Source organism: Paraburkholderia sp. FT54, assembly GCF_031585635.1.
In the GTDB taxonomy this organism is placed as follows: Bacteria; Pseudomonadota; Gammaproteobacteria; order Burkholderiales; family Burkholderiaceae; genus Paraburkholderia.
In genome coordinates, this window is sequence record NZ_CP134195.1 from 2432471 (window position 1) to 2446480 (window position 14010).

The following is a 14010-nucleotide window of genomic DNA, read 5'->3' on the forward strand; positions in this document are numbered from 1 at the left end:
GCGCCTGCCGCACATCAATCCTGCTCAGTCCTCGTCATCCGTCCACGGAATATCCACGTCGGAAATAAAGGCCACCGTCGCGAACGGCCCGCCGTCCTGGCGCCCGATCTTGCCGTCGGCGCGCTGCCACTCGACCCGGAACACCGTGCCCGGATCGTCGGCGATCAGGCGGACCGTGCGCACTTCGTCCGGATCGGCTTCTTCGACCGGACCGTCGAGCGAGATCTGCAGTTCCTGAGGCCACAGCCCATCGGCCGGATCGTAGATCTTGTCGCCGTCGGGAATCAGCGTGAAGGCTTCCACGCCGATCGTCGCCGACGCGTCCACGATCATCTTGCCCAGCGCGCGCAGCAATGCCGTGGCCCGCGCCGAATTCGCCTGACGGATGGCCAGATCCCCGCGCGTCAGCGCCTGCTCAAGTTTTGGGTTTGTTTTTTGTTGCGCCATTCGATGTCCTGAGTCCTATCGCTCCGTTGTGGACGACGCGCCGCATCGAGCACGCGCCGCTCTCCATTTTTCGGGCTGAATGCTACCACCGGTGTCCCTCAGAGGTACGTCCTCCAAGAGACGTCCTCCAAGAGCGTGCACTGCAGCATTGCCAACCGCGCACTTCAGCAGTTCCAGCGCCTTCAGCCCTCCCCGTCCACCACAGTTTAGGTCGTGATTCGCGATCCGGCTGGGACATTTGCCTTTCATCTCGTAGTGCATGGATCGCTATCGCACACACGCCGCCCTCGTGGCTCGTGGTGCGCCGGTGGTGGCAAACGTTGTCCTGCCGCGTTGGCGTCCTCTGGATTTTCCGTGCCCTGCCGCCGTCAGCGCCTGGTCCTGCCGCGCTTTCGAGCGGTCTTCGACGCAGCGGCATCCGCCTGCTTCGCGCCGGCGATTTCCACGATCAGATGATCGCGGAAGGCCCTCGCCGATGGCGGCAGTTCACGTCCCGCCATGGTCTGCACTGCATGCTGCGCTGACACATCTGCGGATGCGTCAGCCGCATCACGACGACGCCCTCGCCGGCATAACGATCGCGCACGGACAGCAGGCCCGTGAACATGATCGCGCCGGACTTCTGCGCGTAGCGATACATCGCGCCGCTGTTGTTGCATCGGCGTGACGGTGTTCGGCGGCTTTGCGCCGTTCGTGATTACCTGGCTGATCGATGCAAGCGGCAATAAGCTCCCGCCCGGGTTCTATCTGATGTTCTGTGCGGTGGCGAGTTTGCTGGCGCTTCAGGCCGTGCGCGGGAAGTTGAACTTGCGCTGAGCGCGCGGTGGCCAGGCTACTCGCGTTCTATGCCGTGCGCAGGAAATTGAAAATCCGCTGAGGGCGCAGTGGCGTGCGCGGAACATTGATAATCGGCCAAAGAGCGGGCCAACGCGGCTGCTTCGCAGAAGCGAAGCGTGAACCGCCTGTGAGCGCCCCGGCCACAACGCCGGGGCTACACCACTCGCGCATGATTCGAACCGAACCCGAAGCACGCGCTCAACGCTGATACATCAAGGCGCCGGATTCGGCTGCAACTCGTGCAGCGCGTCGATTTCCGCGAGCACTTCCGGCGCGAGTTTCACCTCGACGCTGGCGATGTTTTCCTTCAACTGATCGAGCGAGGTCGCACCGATCAGATTGCTGGTCACGAACGGCCGGCTATTGACGAACGCAAGCGCGAATTGCGCGGGCGACAAACCGTGACGCCTGGCCAGCTCGACGTAACGCGTAATCGCCTGCACCGCCTGCGGCTTGCTGTAGCGCTTAAAGCGCTCGAACAGCGAGATGCGGGCGCCGGCCGGACGCGCACCGCCTTCGTACTTGCCCGACAGCCAGCCGAAAGCCAGCGGCGAATAAGCCAGCAAGCCGATGTTGTCGTGATGCGCGTACTCGGACAGACCGACTTCGTACGTGCGATTCACGAGACTGTACGGATTCTGAATGCTGACGATGCGCGGCAAGCCGAGCTTTTCAGCGGCGCGCAGAAACTGCGCGACGCCCCACGGCGTTTCGTTCGACACGCCGACGTGACGCACCTTCCCCGCCTTGACGAATTCCGCGAGCACTGACAGCGTCTCTTCGATCGGCACCGTATAGGCGTCGTCGACCCACGGATACGCCGGACGGCCGAACGTCATCGTGCTGCGATCCGGCCAGTGCAGCTGATAAAGATCGACGTAATCCGTTTGCAGGCGCTTGAGGCTGTCGTTGAGCGCTTCGGTCAGATTCTTGCGGTCGAACTGATTGCCTTCGCCACGAATATGGGTCGGGTTGTGCGGTTGACGCGCCGGGCCGGCGATCTTGGTGGCGAGCACGATTTTCTCGCGCGCGCTGCGATGCTGCGCGAGCCATGTGCCGATGAAGCGCTCCGTCGAACCCTGCGTCTCGGCACGCGGCGGCACCGGGTACATTTCAGCGGTGTCGATCAGATTGACGCCGTGATCGAGTGCGTAATCGATCTGCGCGTGCGCTTCCTGCTCCGTGTTCTGCTCGCCCCACGTCATGGTGCCGAGACCGATCAGGCTGACCTGCACATCGGAATCGCCGAGTCTGCGGTAATCCATCGAACTTGTCCTGTTGATTGATTGAACGAAAAACGCAGACGTTACCACGCCCGCGTGAGCTCTGCTGCGCACGCTAAAATGCGGTTCCAGCGGGCGCCGCCCGTTTTTCCACACATCAGCGCGCTGCCGCGGTGACTTCGCGGTTTCCCCGCGTCCCCTTTTGCGATGAACCCTGAACATCTCGAACTGCTCGTCACGCGCATCATGCCTTACGGGAAATATAAGGGCCGCGTGATTGCGGACCTGCCCGGTCATTATCTAAACTGGTTCGCTAGTCAAGGCTTCCCGCCGGGCGAAATCGGCCGATTGCTGGCCTTGATGCACGAGATCGATCACAACGGTTTGAAGTCGCTGCTCGAGCCTTTGCGCAAGCGCTGATCGCCTCGCGGTGAAAGCGGCGTGAAGCACTGTGAATCATGGATGAAAGCTGCGCCGCAGGCATCGTGCAAGCAATGCCGGCCTGTACAAATTTATACAGTCTTTTGCTTGTACGTTGCCGTCTGAATGGACTTTAATCCACGTAGGTCTTCGCGCGAACCCCCGTGGTTCGTGCCATCATCCGCATGTCATCTTGTCTGTCTGTCCATGTCTGAATTCAGCTTGTCCGCGCTGCTCGAATTTATCGGCCACGACCTGTCGCCCGTGCGGGCGGTCATCGTATTCTTTTTGATCGGCTACCTCGTCGTCGGGCTGCCGGTGCATTTCCGCCAGGGCGCCGCATCTCGCGACATCTGGGGTACCGCCGCCGGCGTGACCATGGCCGCGATCTACGCGGCGTTCATCATCGGCGTGTATCCGGCTCTGCATCATTCAGCCGGGTTGTTGCGGTGACGCAAAGCCGTTTCGAACTGGCTTCAAAACGTGCCGTGCACGTGCGTGCCTGCGCTCGACGCGCATCACCCCCGAGAAATCGAACGGTATAGCGATACGTCGCGGGCGGAGTGAAAAACCTGCGCGAGCGGCACCGTGCTGCGCGTGGCTTGCCGGGCTTCGTGACGAAGCGCGCTAGCTGCCCAGATACCCTGTCGCGACCAGATGCGCGAGCAGGCGGTCGACGGATTCGTCGACCGGCATCCGGTCAGTCTCGATCACGACATCGGACGTCAGCGGCGCTTCGAAAGGTCCGGAAATCCCCGTGAAATGCGGGATCTCGCCGCGCCGCGCGCGAGCGTAGAGTCCTTTGGCATCGCGAGCTTCGCAGACTTGCAGCGGGGCCTTCACGAACACTTCGACGAAACCGTCGCCGACGATTTCGCGCGCCAAGCGCCGATGCCGATGCTCCGGCGAGATCACCGCGGCAATCACGATAAAGCCCTGCTGCATGAAGAGCGCGGCGACGTGTGCGACTCGCCGCAGGTTTTCCGTGCGGTCCTCGGGCGTGAAGCCGAGGTCGGCGTTCAGTCCGCGCCGCAACACGTCGCCATCGAGCACGATCGCGGCATGTCCCGCTTCCTTCAGCCGCTCATACAAGGCGTTGGCCAGCGTCGATTTGCCGGCGCCGGAAAGTCCCGTCATCCATATCACGGCACCGCGGCACGCGCTCATGAGCGACACTCCATGGCGCTGGCCGCAAGCTCGCCGGGCGCGTGGCGATGCGCCGGGGCCAACTCCGGACCGAGGCCGTCGAACAGCGGTTGAAGCAAGTCCTGCTGTGGCTGCCAACGTTGCAGCGACGTCTTGTACAGCGGACGGCGCACCTGCGCGGAACTGGCGGTAGTCACCTGGCGAGTGGTCTGATGGAACGACAGACAGCGTTCGTCCCAACCGAGCCCGCAATGCGCGAGCAAGCGGCGTACATTGCCTTCGAAATCGTCGACCAGTTCTTCATACTTGACCTCGATCATCACGCCTTCCGGAAGCACGCGTTGCCAGTGAGCCATCAAGGCGTCGTACGCGCGATAGTAACGGCCCAGTTCGCCGAGATCATAGCCGAACGGCACGTCGTGAAAGATCCGCGAAAAAATCGACAGGCAGGTTGGCAATGGCGCGCGGCTGCTGTGAATGAAGCGGGCGTTCGGCAACGCGAGATGGATCAGACCGAGGTTGATGAAGTTGAACGGATATTTGTCGGTGAAGTGCGTGTAGTTTGCAGCCGGACTGCGTTCGTCGTTTTGCGTGAAGCTCCGGAGTTCCGGCACCGCATTGCGCATGCGACGCAGATAGTCCGCACCGAGCGTGCTCAACGGCGGGCCGTCCACGTTCTGCAATGCTTCGATATCGATCCGCAACGGATCGCCGAGATCGCGGCGGATGCAGTTCACCAGCGCCTCACCGAATTCCGTGCGCTCGCCTGCGCCAAACACCTGTGGATGGCTCGCGAGAATCTGTTCGATCAAGGTCGACCCCGAGCGCGGCATGCCGATGATAAAGATCGGCGCCTGCGATGAGTCGCCCAGACCGCGCTTCGCCGCCAGCACCTCCGAGGTCATCAACTCAGGCAGATGCGCGAACAGGCCGAGCGTCTCCGCTTCGTTATAAGGCACGTTGGCGCGGTGCAACGCGTTGCCCTTCAGAAACTGATCGAACGACGCGTCGTTGCGGCCCACGTCGGACAGCGCCTGGCCATACGCGAAGTGAAGCTCCGCCTGATTGGCCGGCGTGAGCGAAGCGGCGTTGTCGACGAGGCGCTCCATCGCGAGGAACACCGGATCGTCGGCGGCAAGGCGCTTGGACTGCACGAAGTTGCGGTAATACAGCGGCACGTGCGGCGCGGCGTCGATCGCACGGCGATACGCCTCATGCGCTTCGTCGAATCGGCCGAGTGCCTGCAGGCAATTGCCCATGTTGTTGTGCGAGCCGTCGGCTCGCGGACTCACGCGCGTCGCCTCGCGATAGGCCTCCACCGCCTGTTCGAGTCGATGCATCTGTTCGAGCGTCCAGCCGAGGCCGTGATGCGAATCCGTGTGGCGCGGATCGAGTGCGATCGCTTCGTGATAGCGGATCACGGCTTCGGGAAAACGGTTCAGGGCGGCGAGCGTGGCCGCGACGCGCTGTTGGCTGAGCGCATCGGCGGGGTCGAGCACGCGGGCAATTTCGAAACGTTGGAGCGCGGCGTCGAGTTCGCCGCGCGCGGCGCAGGCGTCGCCTTCGGCTCGCCATTGCGATGCGGTAGCCGGCTGTGGATCTTGCTTCATTGACGACTGGTTTTTTGCAGGCTTCGCATGGAGCGGTCCTGACAGTAAGCGAGTGTGATCTTTTCATCCAGCCCGGCAGATGGCAGGGTCTGGGTTCGAAGGTAATTGTCGGAAGGGAAATTAACAGGCGCGCCCTACAGTTTCGTTGCGAGAATTTAACTAACTGTTACAGCGTGATGCATGGGTAAGGTCTGGAAAGTTAGGCGCCGAGCCTCACCGTCATGGTCTTCGATTTGCCGTGTCTGTCCGAAGCACGCCATTTCACGCGCGGACCGTAATTTGCGGACACAAATGCTGCTGAACTCCTGAGCGCGCGATTCTTCTTAATCAAATAATGTGGGAGAAAATCGTGAGCAGGCTCATTGCATCAATGGCGCTGTTGGCGGTGGTAGCCAGTTTGACCGGATGCGCTGTTGCACCCGGATATGACTATGGCTACGCGCAACCTTATTATCCTGGCTACGGCTATGGCTACGGGCCACCGTATGCGCCGGTTTATGGCAGCATCGGCATCTATGGAGGCTGGGGCGGGTCCTGCTGTTATCACGGCGGATACTGGCATGGCGGCCATGGATGGCACGGCGGAAATGGCTGGCATGGCGGTGGATACGGCGGATCTCACGGCGGCAGCAGCGCCAGCGGCGGGGGAAGTTCGTGGAGCAGCGGTGGCGGCGGCCACGGTGGACATGGCCATTGAAACTACGAACCCAAAACAAAAACGGCGCTGTGATTTCTCACAACGCCGTTCGCAAAACTTTACCGCCTGAATTCTTTGGGGTGGCTGATGGGGCTCGAACCCACGACAACAGGAATCACAATCCTGGACTCTACCAACTGAGCTACAGCCACCACTGACATCTGCTTGACTTGCCGTAAAACTTGGCTCGCCGATGAAGAAACGAGATTATACGAACAAGAATCCCGTTTGCCTAGTCCTTTATTCAAAAATCTCGACGGGCTCGCGCAGATGCTGTCTTGCCTCGTCGAAGATGGTCAGATCGCGCGCGGCGAGTCGCTTGCTATCGGACAAGACGCGACGCCATCCACGTGCACCCGCTTCACCACGATAGAGGCCGAGCGCATGGCGCGTGATGGCGCCGAGATAAGTGCCGCGCGCCATTTCAGCGGCGCAATACTCGATCAGCTTTGCTTCGACCTGCTCGCGAGTGAGCGGCGTCTGCGTCGCGCCGTAGAAGCGTGCGTCGACATCGGCGAGCACATACGGGTTGTGATAGGCCTCACGTCCGAGCATCACACCGTCGACGTGTTGAAGATGCGCCTGTGCTTCATCAAGCGTCTTGATGCCGCCATTGATGATGATCTCCAGATGCGGAAAGTCGCGCTTCAACTGATACGCGTAGTCGTATTTGAGCGGCGGAATCTCGCGGTTTTCTTTCGGGCTCAAGCCCTTGAGAATCGCGTTGCGCGCGTGCACGACGAACACATTGCAGCCGGCGTCCGCAATCGTGCCGACGAAATCGCGCACGAAACCGTACTCCTCGACGGCATCGACGCCGATGCGGTGCTTCACGGTCACCGGCACCGACACTGCATCGCGCATGGCCTTCACGCAGTCGGCGACAAGTTGCGGTTCGTTCATCAGGCACGCACCGAATGCGCCGCGTTGCACGCGCTCGGATGGGCAGCCGCAATTCAGATTGATTTCGTCGTAGCCCCATTGCTCGCCCAGCTTTGCCGAGCGCGCGAGGTCGTCGGGTTCGCTGCCGCCAAGTTGCAGCGCGACGGGTGCTTCTTCGGGTGTGAACGCGAGATGGCGCGGCACGTCGCCGTGCAGCAGCGCGCCGGTCGTCACCATTTCCGTGTAAAGCCACGTATGGCGAGAGATCACGCGATGCAGGGAACGGCAATGACGATCGGTCCAGTCCATCATCGGGGCGACCGATATGCGGCGCGGACTGGAGATGTGAGGTGAAGACATGGGGCGGCCAGACGGCTTGATTCAAAACACCGATTTTACCGCAAGCCGTGAAATCGCCGGCCCGGGCGGAATACCCGTCAGCCGCGCTTCAATTGTTTGGCGGCAATACGCTGGGCTTCAGCGAGTCGCGCCCGGGATGCCTGCTCCGCCTCATCCGTTTCAGTCGGAAGCAGTCCAGTGTTGCGCATGGCCGATAGCACGTCCTCGGTCCGCGCGTCCTCGATCAGGCGCCGGCCGGCGCGCAGGCGTCGTGTGTTCGTCAGGTCGATGGCGCGCTGCAGATCCGACGTTTCAGCGGCGATATACACGGCCATTCCATAGCCATACCGCTCGGCGAGCTTGTAGTCGAAGAAGTATTTCATGCTCCCGTTTTCGGCAGCCGCGCCGAAAACTTTAAAGCACGCTGGCGAGGGCTTGCGCAATGGCCGCACTTCGCCAAACCGGCCAGCCGTCAATGCTGACCCGCGTTCACCAGCATCCATATCCGTTTTCGAGGTTCACCGGCGAGGATGCGCGCGAACGCCGCTCCGCAACGCGCGCACGTGTAGTGCTCGGCGATTCGCACGTCCTTCACCGCCCCGCGAGTATTCAGCGTCAGATTGTCGTGCGGGCGATGGGCGGCCGGCTGGCCATAAAGGTCGAAGCAGGCAGTGCACGGTTGAATCCACAACTCCATCGAAGTGCTCTCCAAAGCAACGAGTCCAAGACCCAAATTCGACTCGCACCACGCTTGCCGCCGCGATTAACCCACGCTGCGACCTGGGTCTTTCACGCCCAAATACGCTTGTCCCACGGGGTCGGACCACCGCCGACGCTTGTCGCGTCTATCCTCGACCGATTATTTCAGAATCGAGAATAGTAATTTCGGATTATCGATACAAATTTTCGATAGTAGGGGTATACACTGCCCTCCATCGACGTTGCAGGCACACCTCACCGGCCCCTGCGACGCCTTCCTGCAATGAAGTCGAAACGTTATCGGAGTCACACCATGAAGACCAAGCTCATCGCCGCCCTGCTGGTTGCTGTTTCTGCCTCGATCGCCGCTCCCGCTTTTGCTAGCGGCTACGGTCCGGCACCGTACTACCGTCCGTCGGTCGGCGCACCGGCTTCGCAACAAGGCCAGAATGCACAAACCGTCGCGGCTGAACGCGCCAACGCGGAATCGAATGCTTACGGCGGCGTGAACAACGTGTCGTCGCAATCGGGTGCCAAGGAGCCGGTTTCGGGCCCGCAATCGGTTTTCTTCGGCCACTAAGCAGTTGCCGTTGAACCGGCTGCCTCACGAGGGCAACCGGTAAACTGGGCGCCGCGCATGCAGTATCGATGCCGGCGCCCAGTTGCGTTTACGCGGCGTTAAAGCCGCACCTTTGCACTCCGCTCACCACTGCGCAACTGATCGGCGGGGTGCGCCTGTTTCGGTGATTCGCAAAACCGGATCCGGTTACTGAACAGATCGACTGTCTCCAGTACCCTTCCGTCGGCAACGTCTCAACGCCCGGGAAAGGCTACGGATGATCGGGACAGCACGCGCGAAATGCACAGCGGTCTCCAGCGGGCCATGAAGGAACAGCCAGCTTGATCGAACGCGTTCGCGATTTCACCCTGATGCGCAAGGAACTCGCAGCTAGGCGGCAAGGCCGCCCGCGTCGATCGCTGCACGCGCCGCCCGGAAAGCCGCCTCGGCGGCGGCATGCTCGGTGGACCACAAGGTGTCGATATGCACGAGCCGCCAGTCGATCACCACCGCCTCACCCCGCAGCACCCGAAAATGCGCTTTTACGCCCGTCAATACCTGTTCGACGGCGACTTCGATGTCGTAGTCCTGATAGCGCTCCTGGTAGTCCCCCATGTCGAGGCCCTTCGGCTCCATGTCGCCTCCGTGGTGTCGCCACCAATGTGACGGCCAGACTTGTCCGGCGAGCACGCTCGACGGCTCGCGGAAACGTTTCGGCCTGAGCGTCAGGCCAACGCTGCGCTGACGATCAATCGCAATCGCCAGAAAGATATTGCCGGCCGTTGCAGGTGATTTCGACGTCGCCGCCGCTCGCTTTGGCAACCAGGCCGCCCGCCAGCAATTCGGCGGTCACGGACTGCGCCAGTTTCGGCGCGTCCTGTCCGACGCCGACGTCGTTCAGACGCCGCAAGGCTTCAACCGCTTCGGGACTCAATGACTTCGACATGGCCGTCTCCGTCTACATGCTCAATTCATCCTAGCAAGTTTCGGGGACGTATGCAGGCGCGCGTGGAGGCACGCGAGTTGCGTGGCGGAAGTCATCCCACCAGCGTGATAGCGGCGCAACCGGCAGGCGGCGACGCGAAGGAGGACGGAGATGGAGCGAAGCAGATGGGCAGTGCTGACGGCGTGCGTCGCGTTGGCGATAGCCGGCGCGAACGGCGCAGCGGCATTCGCGCAGACGGCCAAGCCGGAACAGGCTCACCAAGCGGAACAAACGACGCAAAAAACGGCACAGGCAGCGCCGCAAACCGACAACTCACCGATGGTCAAACCGCCCGAGGCCGCTTCCGGTTCAGGCGGTTCGAGCAATCCTGACAATATGCCGATCAAGCGTCCGCGCCAGCCGCCCAACGACAAAATGATGCACGCGCCGCCCGCCAGCGGCGCGAATGCAAAATAGCGCGAGCCTCACAGGCGCGCGATCGACACCTCCGTCGACTTCACCAGCGCGATGACTTCCGAGCCGACCGTCAGCTCGAGTTCGTCGATAGAGCGCGTGGTGATCACCGAGGTGACGATACCGAACGGTGTATCCACATCGACTTCGGACACCACCGGTCCGCGGATGATTTCCTTGACCTTGCCTTTGAACTGATTGCGCACGTTGATTGCGGAAATGCTCATATCGAGTGACTCCAGAGAAGCGGTTGAAAACAGTCAGTCAAGGAATGTCAGACGGCCCAGCGGACGTCTGTCGGCCGCGTGGTGCGGCCTGCTTCACGTGCGTCGTACGCACGATGGGATAGCGCGTCGTCGTTCGGCGCCGTCTTCAGTACGCGTTGCAACACATGGTCTTCGAGCGCGGCGAAACCGGCCGATGCGCGAGCCCGCGGACGCGCCAGCGGCACCGGCTGGTCGAGCGCGATGCGCCCCTCTTCGATCAGCAGAATGCGCTCGCCGAGCGCCACGGCTTCATGCACGTCGTGCGTGACCAGCAGCGCGGTAAATTGATGTTCGCGCCACAGGCGCTCAATCAAGGCGTGCATTTCGATGCGCGTCAACGCGTCGAGCGCGCCGAGCGGTTCGTCAAGCAACAGCAATTGCGGCCGATGCACGAGCGCCCGCGCGAGCGCCACCCGCTGACGCTGGCCGCCGGAAAGCTGCGCGGGCCAGTCGTTGGCGCGCTCCAGCAAGCCGACTTCGGCGAGTACGGCGCGGGCGTCCTCGCGCGCGCTGCTCCCGAGGCCGAGCATCACGTTTTGCAGCACGCTCTTCCAGGGCAACAGACGCGCGTCCTGAAACATGATGCGGGTGTCGAGCGGGCCGCCGTCTTCGCTGCGCTTTTCGAGCACGCCCGCAGTGGTCTTGTCCAATCCGGCGACGAGCCGCAGCAAGGTGGATTTCCCGCAGCCGCTGCGCCCGACGATCGCCACGAAACTGCCGCGTCCGATGGACAGATTGAAATCGGACAGCACCTGGCGTTCGCCGTACCGTTTGCCGACGCCGCGCAATTCCACCGAATGATCCGAGGCGCGGCGGGCGTCGTTGCGCGCGAGCGCGCCAGCCGACAACCCCATCTCGACACGCGCCTCCACGCGCACCTGATGACGATGCGTCGCATCCGCGTACTCGACATCCGCGGCTTCGTTCGCGTCGTGATCGACATTGCGCGCTTGCGCCAACTCGGCTTCGAGATCGCTGCCGGCAATCCCACCGAACGACGCGGACAAAGTCGTTGCATTCATGATTTCGCTCCGCGCTGATAGGCCGGGTGCCAGCGCAGCGACACGCGTTCGAGACTTTTGGCCAGCACGTCGGCGAGTTTGCCGAGCGCCGCATAGAGCAGAATGCCGACCACCACCACGTCCGTCTGCAGGAATTCGCGCGCGTTCATCGTCATGTAGCCGATGCCCGATTGCGCGGAAATGGTTTCGGCGACGATCAGCGTGACCCACATCAGACCGAACGCGAAGCGCACGCCGACCAGAATCGACGGCAACGCGCCCGGCAGAACCACATGCCGGTACAGCGCGAAACCCTTCACGCCGTAACTGCGCGCCATTTCGATCAGGTTGGCGTCGACGGAACGAATGCCGTGAAAGGTGTTCACGTAGATCGGGAAAAACACGCCCAGCGCGACGAGAAACACCTTTGCTTCCTCCTCGATGCCGAACCATAGAATCACGAGCGGAATCATCGCCAGCGCCGGGATGTTGCGGATCATCTGCACGGTGGAATCGAGCGCGATTTCGGCGGGTCTGAACAGCCCCGTCGCGAGCCCGAGCACGAGGCCGATGCCGCCGCCGATCGCGAAACCCGACACCGCGCGCCACGTGCTCACCTTCACGTCCGCCCACATTTCACCGGACTGGATCAGCGACCACGCGGCCTTCACGACTGCGAGCGGTTCAGGGAGCACGCGCGTCGACAGCACGCCGCTGCGCGCGGCGAATTCCCACGCCAGCAGAATCGCGAGCGGCGCGAGCCACGGCGCAAGATGCGCGCCGATACGGCGCAACGTGTTCAAACCCGCACCGGCCTCGGCGCCTTCGTCCCGCCGGGCGCTCACTGTGGATTGAGCCATGCTTGCGTTCCTCATTGCCTGTCGATGATCGTGCATGCCGTTTGCAGCACGCGAGTTCAACCCGAGACTCAGCTCGAACTCGCCGCGTTCGGCAGATAGTTGTTGCCGACGATCTCGCCGAACGGCCCCGACAGCGGTCCATTCGACACCTTGTTCCGCCGATCCGGCAGCAGCGGAAACACGAGTTCAGCGAAGCGATACGACTCTTCCAGATGCGGATAGCCCGACAGAATGAAGGTGTCGATGCCGAGCCCGGCGTACTCCTTCATGCGCGCCGCCACCTGTTCCGGACTGCCGACCAGCGCCGTGCCCGCGCCGCCGCGCACGAGACCTACGCCCGCCCACAGATTCGGATAGACCTCCAGTTCGGCGCGGCCGCCGCGCTTGCCGCCGTGCAGCGCGGCCATGCGTCGCTGGCCTTCGGAGTCCATCTTCGAGAACGACGTTTGGGCGCGCGAGATGGTTTCGTCGTCGAGTTTGCTGATGAGCTTGTCGGCGGCGGCCCACGCTTCCTCTTCCGTTTCGCGCACGATCACGTGAAGACGAATCCCGAACTTGATCTGGCGGCCATGCGCCGCGGCGCGCGCGCGAATGTCGGCGATCTTCTTCGCCACCGCGGCAGGCGGCTCGCCCCACGTCAGATAGGTATCGATATGCTCGCCCGCCATGTCGTGCGCGGCCGGCGACGAACCGCCGAACCACAGCGGCGGATGCGGGTTCTGCACCGGCGGATACAACGCCTTGCCGCCCTTGGAGCTGAGATGCCTGCCTTCGAAATCGATCGCCTCTTTGGTGTGCGAGGCGGCGAGCAGCTTGCGCCAGATGTGCAGGAATTCGTCGGTGATTTCATAGCGCGTGTCGTGGTCGACGAATACGCCGTCGCCTTCCAGTTCGGCCGCGTCGCCGCCCGTCACGACATTGATCAGCAGACGCCCGTTCGACAGCCGGTCGAAGGTCGCCGCCATGCGCGCGGCCAGACCCGGCGACGAGATACCGGGACGAATCGCCACCAGGAACTTCAGCCGTTTGGTCGCGGCGATCAGGCTCGACGCGACGACCCATGCGTCCTCGCACGAGCGGCCGGTCGGCAGCAGCACGCCCTCGTAGCCGAGCGTATCGGCGGCGACGGCGATCTGCTGGAAATAGTCGTAGTCGGCTGCGCGTGCGCCTTGGGACGTACCGAGATAGCGGCTGTCGCCGTGAGTCGGAATGAACCAGAACACATTCATTTGCTGCTCCTGCAGGTTCGAAACTGGATTGAATGGAGACGGTGCGTCGAGCCTTCGCGCACACACCGGCCGCGCGCATCCCTCCGGCACACAGCCGGACGGTGCATCGCAAGGAGGCGGAAAAATACGGAAGCGGCGCTGGTTAGCGGCGACAGCAGGCAAACCGGTGCGCGTGCGCCATGCGGCGGGTGAAGATCGGCATCAGGCAGGACATCGCGACGGCTTCCCTCGACCAAACGTGCGCGTCATGCGCTCGATTAAACGGCGACGGCGGCAAACGCCGTCTGCATGGAGAAACAGTCTATGGACCGGGCTGCGGCTTTTGAACGATTTTTTTTAGCTTAGGTTTTCCACTTTCGTGATTAGCCCGACGCTAAAGCATACGGACGTTGCGCA

19 protein-coding genes, 1 tRNA gene and 1 pseudogene are annotated in these 14010 nt (G+C 62.4%); 6 read left to right on the forward strand and 15 right to left on the reverse strand.

Going from position 1 to position 14010, the window contains the following annotated elements:
- Positions 1-24: 24 nt before the first annotated feature.
- Together RI103_RS11325 and RI103_RS11330 are read right to left on the reverse strand one after the other, a co-directional pair.
- Positions 25-447, reverse strand: a complete 423-nt coding sequence (locus RI103_RS11325; protein ID WP_106283591.1) for a hypothetical protein — start codon at positions 445-447, stop codon at positions 25-27.
- Between the two features lie 448 nt (positions 448-895).
- On the reverse strand, positions 896-1087 hold the full coding sequence (locus tag RI103_RS11330) for a hypothetical protein (RefSeq protein ID WP_409076937.1): 192 nt from the start codon (positions 1085-1087) through the stop codon (positions 896-898).
- Positions 1088-1107: 20 nt separating this feature from the next.
- Between RI103_RS11330 and RI103_RS11335 the strand changes: the two are divergent.
- Positions 1108-1263 (forward strand): annotated as a pseudogene (locus tag RI103_RS11335) (MFS transporter); the annotation flags it as partial.
- A 233-nt stretch (positions 1264-1496) separates the two neighbouring features.
- Here the strand turns inward: RI103_RS11335 and RI103_RS11340 are convergent.
- Positions 1497-2549 (reverse strand): NADP(H)-dependent aldo-keto reductase, encoded by a 1053-nt coding sequence (locus RI103_RS11340; RefSeq protein ID WP_310812119.1) that lies wholly within the window; start codon positions 2547-2549, stop codon positions 1497-1499.
- 165 nt (positions 2550-2714) lie between these two features.
- Here RI103_RS11340 and RI103_RS11345 point away from each other — a divergent pair, with 165 nt between their 5' ends.
- A complete protein-coding gene (locus RI103_RS11345; RefSeq protein ID WP_012432778.1) occupies positions 2715-2927 on the forward strand; it encodes a DUF3820 family protein in 213 nt (70 codons plus the stop codon).
- Positions 2928-3134: 207 nt separating this feature from the next.
- Positions 3135-3380, forward strand: coding sequence for a hypothetical protein (locus tag RI103_RS11350; protein WP_310812120.1), 246 nt, complete (start codon positions 3135-3137; stop codon positions 3378-3380).
- 174 nt (positions 3381-3554) lie between these two features.
- Here the strand turns inward: RI103_RS11350 and cysC are convergent, their stop codons facing one another.
- On the reverse strand, positions 3555-4094 hold the full coding sequence (gene cysC, locus RI103_RS11355) for an adenylyl-sulfate kinase (protein ID WP_310812121.1): 540 nt from the start codon (positions 4092-4094) through the stop codon (positions 3555-3557).
- A complete protein-coding gene (locus tag RI103_RS11360) occupies positions 4091-5683 on the reverse strand; it encodes a sulfotransferase (RefSeq protein ID WP_310812122.1) in 1593 nt (530 codons plus the stop codon). Before RI103_RS11360 ends, cysC begins: the two co-directional genes overlap by 4 nt.
- 349 nt (positions 5684-6032) lie before the next feature.
- On the opposite strand from RI103_RS11360, the gene RI103_RS11365 reads away from it, so the two are divergent.
- Positions 6033-6380, forward strand: coding sequence for a hypothetical protein (locus tag RI103_RS11365; protein ID WP_310812123.1), 348 nt, complete (start codon positions 6033-6035; stop codon positions 6378-6380).
- A gap of 76 nt (positions 6381-6456) precedes the next feature.
- Here the strand turns inward: RI103_RS11365 and RI103_RS11370 are convergent.
- The 4 genes from RI103_RS11370 to RI103_RS11385 all read right to left on the reverse strand — a co-directional run bounded on the left by RI103_RS11370 (position 6457) and on the right by RI103_RS11385 (position 8298).
- Positions 6457-6532, reverse strand: a tRNA-His gene (locus tag RI103_RS11370).
- A gap of 88 nt (positions 6533-6620) precedes the next feature.
- Positions 6621-7622 (reverse strand): tRNA dihydrouridine(20/20a) synthase DusA, encoded by a 1002-nt coding sequence (gene dusA / locus RI103_RS11375; protein ID WP_310812124.1) that lies wholly within the window; start codon positions 7620-7622, stop codon positions 6621-6623.
- Between the two features lie 77 nt (positions 7623-7699).
- Complete coding sequence (locus RI103_RS11380; protein WP_310812125.1) at positions 7700-8044, reverse strand: hypothetical protein; 345 nt, start codon at positions 8042-8044, stop codon at positions 7700-7702.
- Positions 8045-8073: 29 nt separating this feature from the next.
- Positions 8074-8298, reverse strand: a complete 225-nt coding sequence (locus RI103_RS11385; RefSeq protein WP_310812126.1) for a hypothetical protein — start codon at positions 8296-8298, stop codon at positions 8074-8076.
- Positions 8299-8613: 315 nt separating this feature from the next.
- Between RI103_RS11385 and RI103_RS11390 the strand changes: the two genes are divergently transcribed.
- Complete coding sequence (locus tag RI103_RS11390; protein WP_310812127.1) at positions 8614-8880, forward strand: hypothetical protein; 267 nt, start codon at positions 8614-8616, stop codon at positions 8878-8880.
- A gap of 369 nt (positions 8881-9249) precedes the next feature.
- On the opposite strand, the gene RI103_RS11395 is transcribed toward RI103_RS11390, so the two are convergent.
- Together RI103_RS11395 and RI103_RS11400 are read right to left on the reverse strand one after the other, a co-directional pair.
- Entirely contained in the window at positions 9250-9495 is a 246-nt protein-coding gene (locus tag RI103_RS11395) for a hypothetical protein (RefSeq protein ID WP_310812128.1), read from the reverse strand.
- A 112-nt stretch (positions 9496-9607) separates the two neighbouring features.
- Positions 9608-9805, reverse strand: coding sequence for a hypothetical protein (locus tag RI103_RS11400; RefSeq protein ID WP_310812129.1), 198 nt, complete (start codon positions 9803-9805; stop codon positions 9608-9610).
- Positions 9806-9955: 150 nt separating this feature from the next.
- On the opposite strand from RI103_RS11400, the gene RI103_RS11405 reads away from it, so the two are divergent.
- On the forward strand, positions 9956-10261 hold the full coding sequence (locus RI103_RS11405) for a hypothetical protein (protein ID WP_310812130.1): 306 nt from the start codon (positions 9956-9958) through the stop codon (positions 10259-10261).
- A gap of 8 nt (positions 10262-10269) precedes the next feature.
- Here RI103_RS11405 and RI103_RS11410 read toward each other — a convergent pair whose 3' ends face one another.
- The 4 genes from RI103_RS11410 to ssuD all read right to left on the reverse strand — a co-directional run bounded on the left by RI103_RS11410 (position 10270) and on the right by ssuD (position 13614).
- The gene (locus RI103_RS11410; RefSeq protein ID WP_310812131.1) at positions 10270-10485 is read right to left on the reverse strand and encodes a molybdopterin-binding protein; all 216 of its coding nucleotides are present in this window, start codon (positions 10483-10485) and stop codon (positions 10270-10272) included.
- A gap of 47 nt (positions 10486-10532) precedes the next feature.
- Positions 10533-11546 carry an ATP-binding cassette domain-containing protein gene (locus RI103_RS11415; protein ID WP_310812132.1) on the reverse strand — a complete coding sequence of 338 codons (1014 nt, stop codon included), beginning with the start codon at positions 11544-11546 and terminating at the stop codon, positions 10533-10535.
- A complete protein-coding gene (ssuC, locus tag RI103_RS11420) occupies positions 11543-12385 on the reverse strand; it encodes an aliphatic sulfonate ABC transporter permease SsuC (RefSeq protein ID WP_310812134.1) in 843 nt (280 codons plus the stop codon). Before ssuC ends, RI103_RS11415 begins: the two co-directional genes overlap by 4 nt.
- Before the next feature lie 68 nt (positions 12386-12453).
- The gene (ssuD, locus tag RI103_RS11425; RefSeq protein ID WP_310812135.1) at positions 12454-13614 is read right to left on the reverse strand and encodes an FMNH2-dependent alkanesulfonate monooxygenase; all 1161 of its coding nucleotides are present in this window, start codon (positions 13612-13614) and stop codon (positions 12454-12456) included.
- Positions 13615-14010 lie beyond the last annotated feature (396 nt).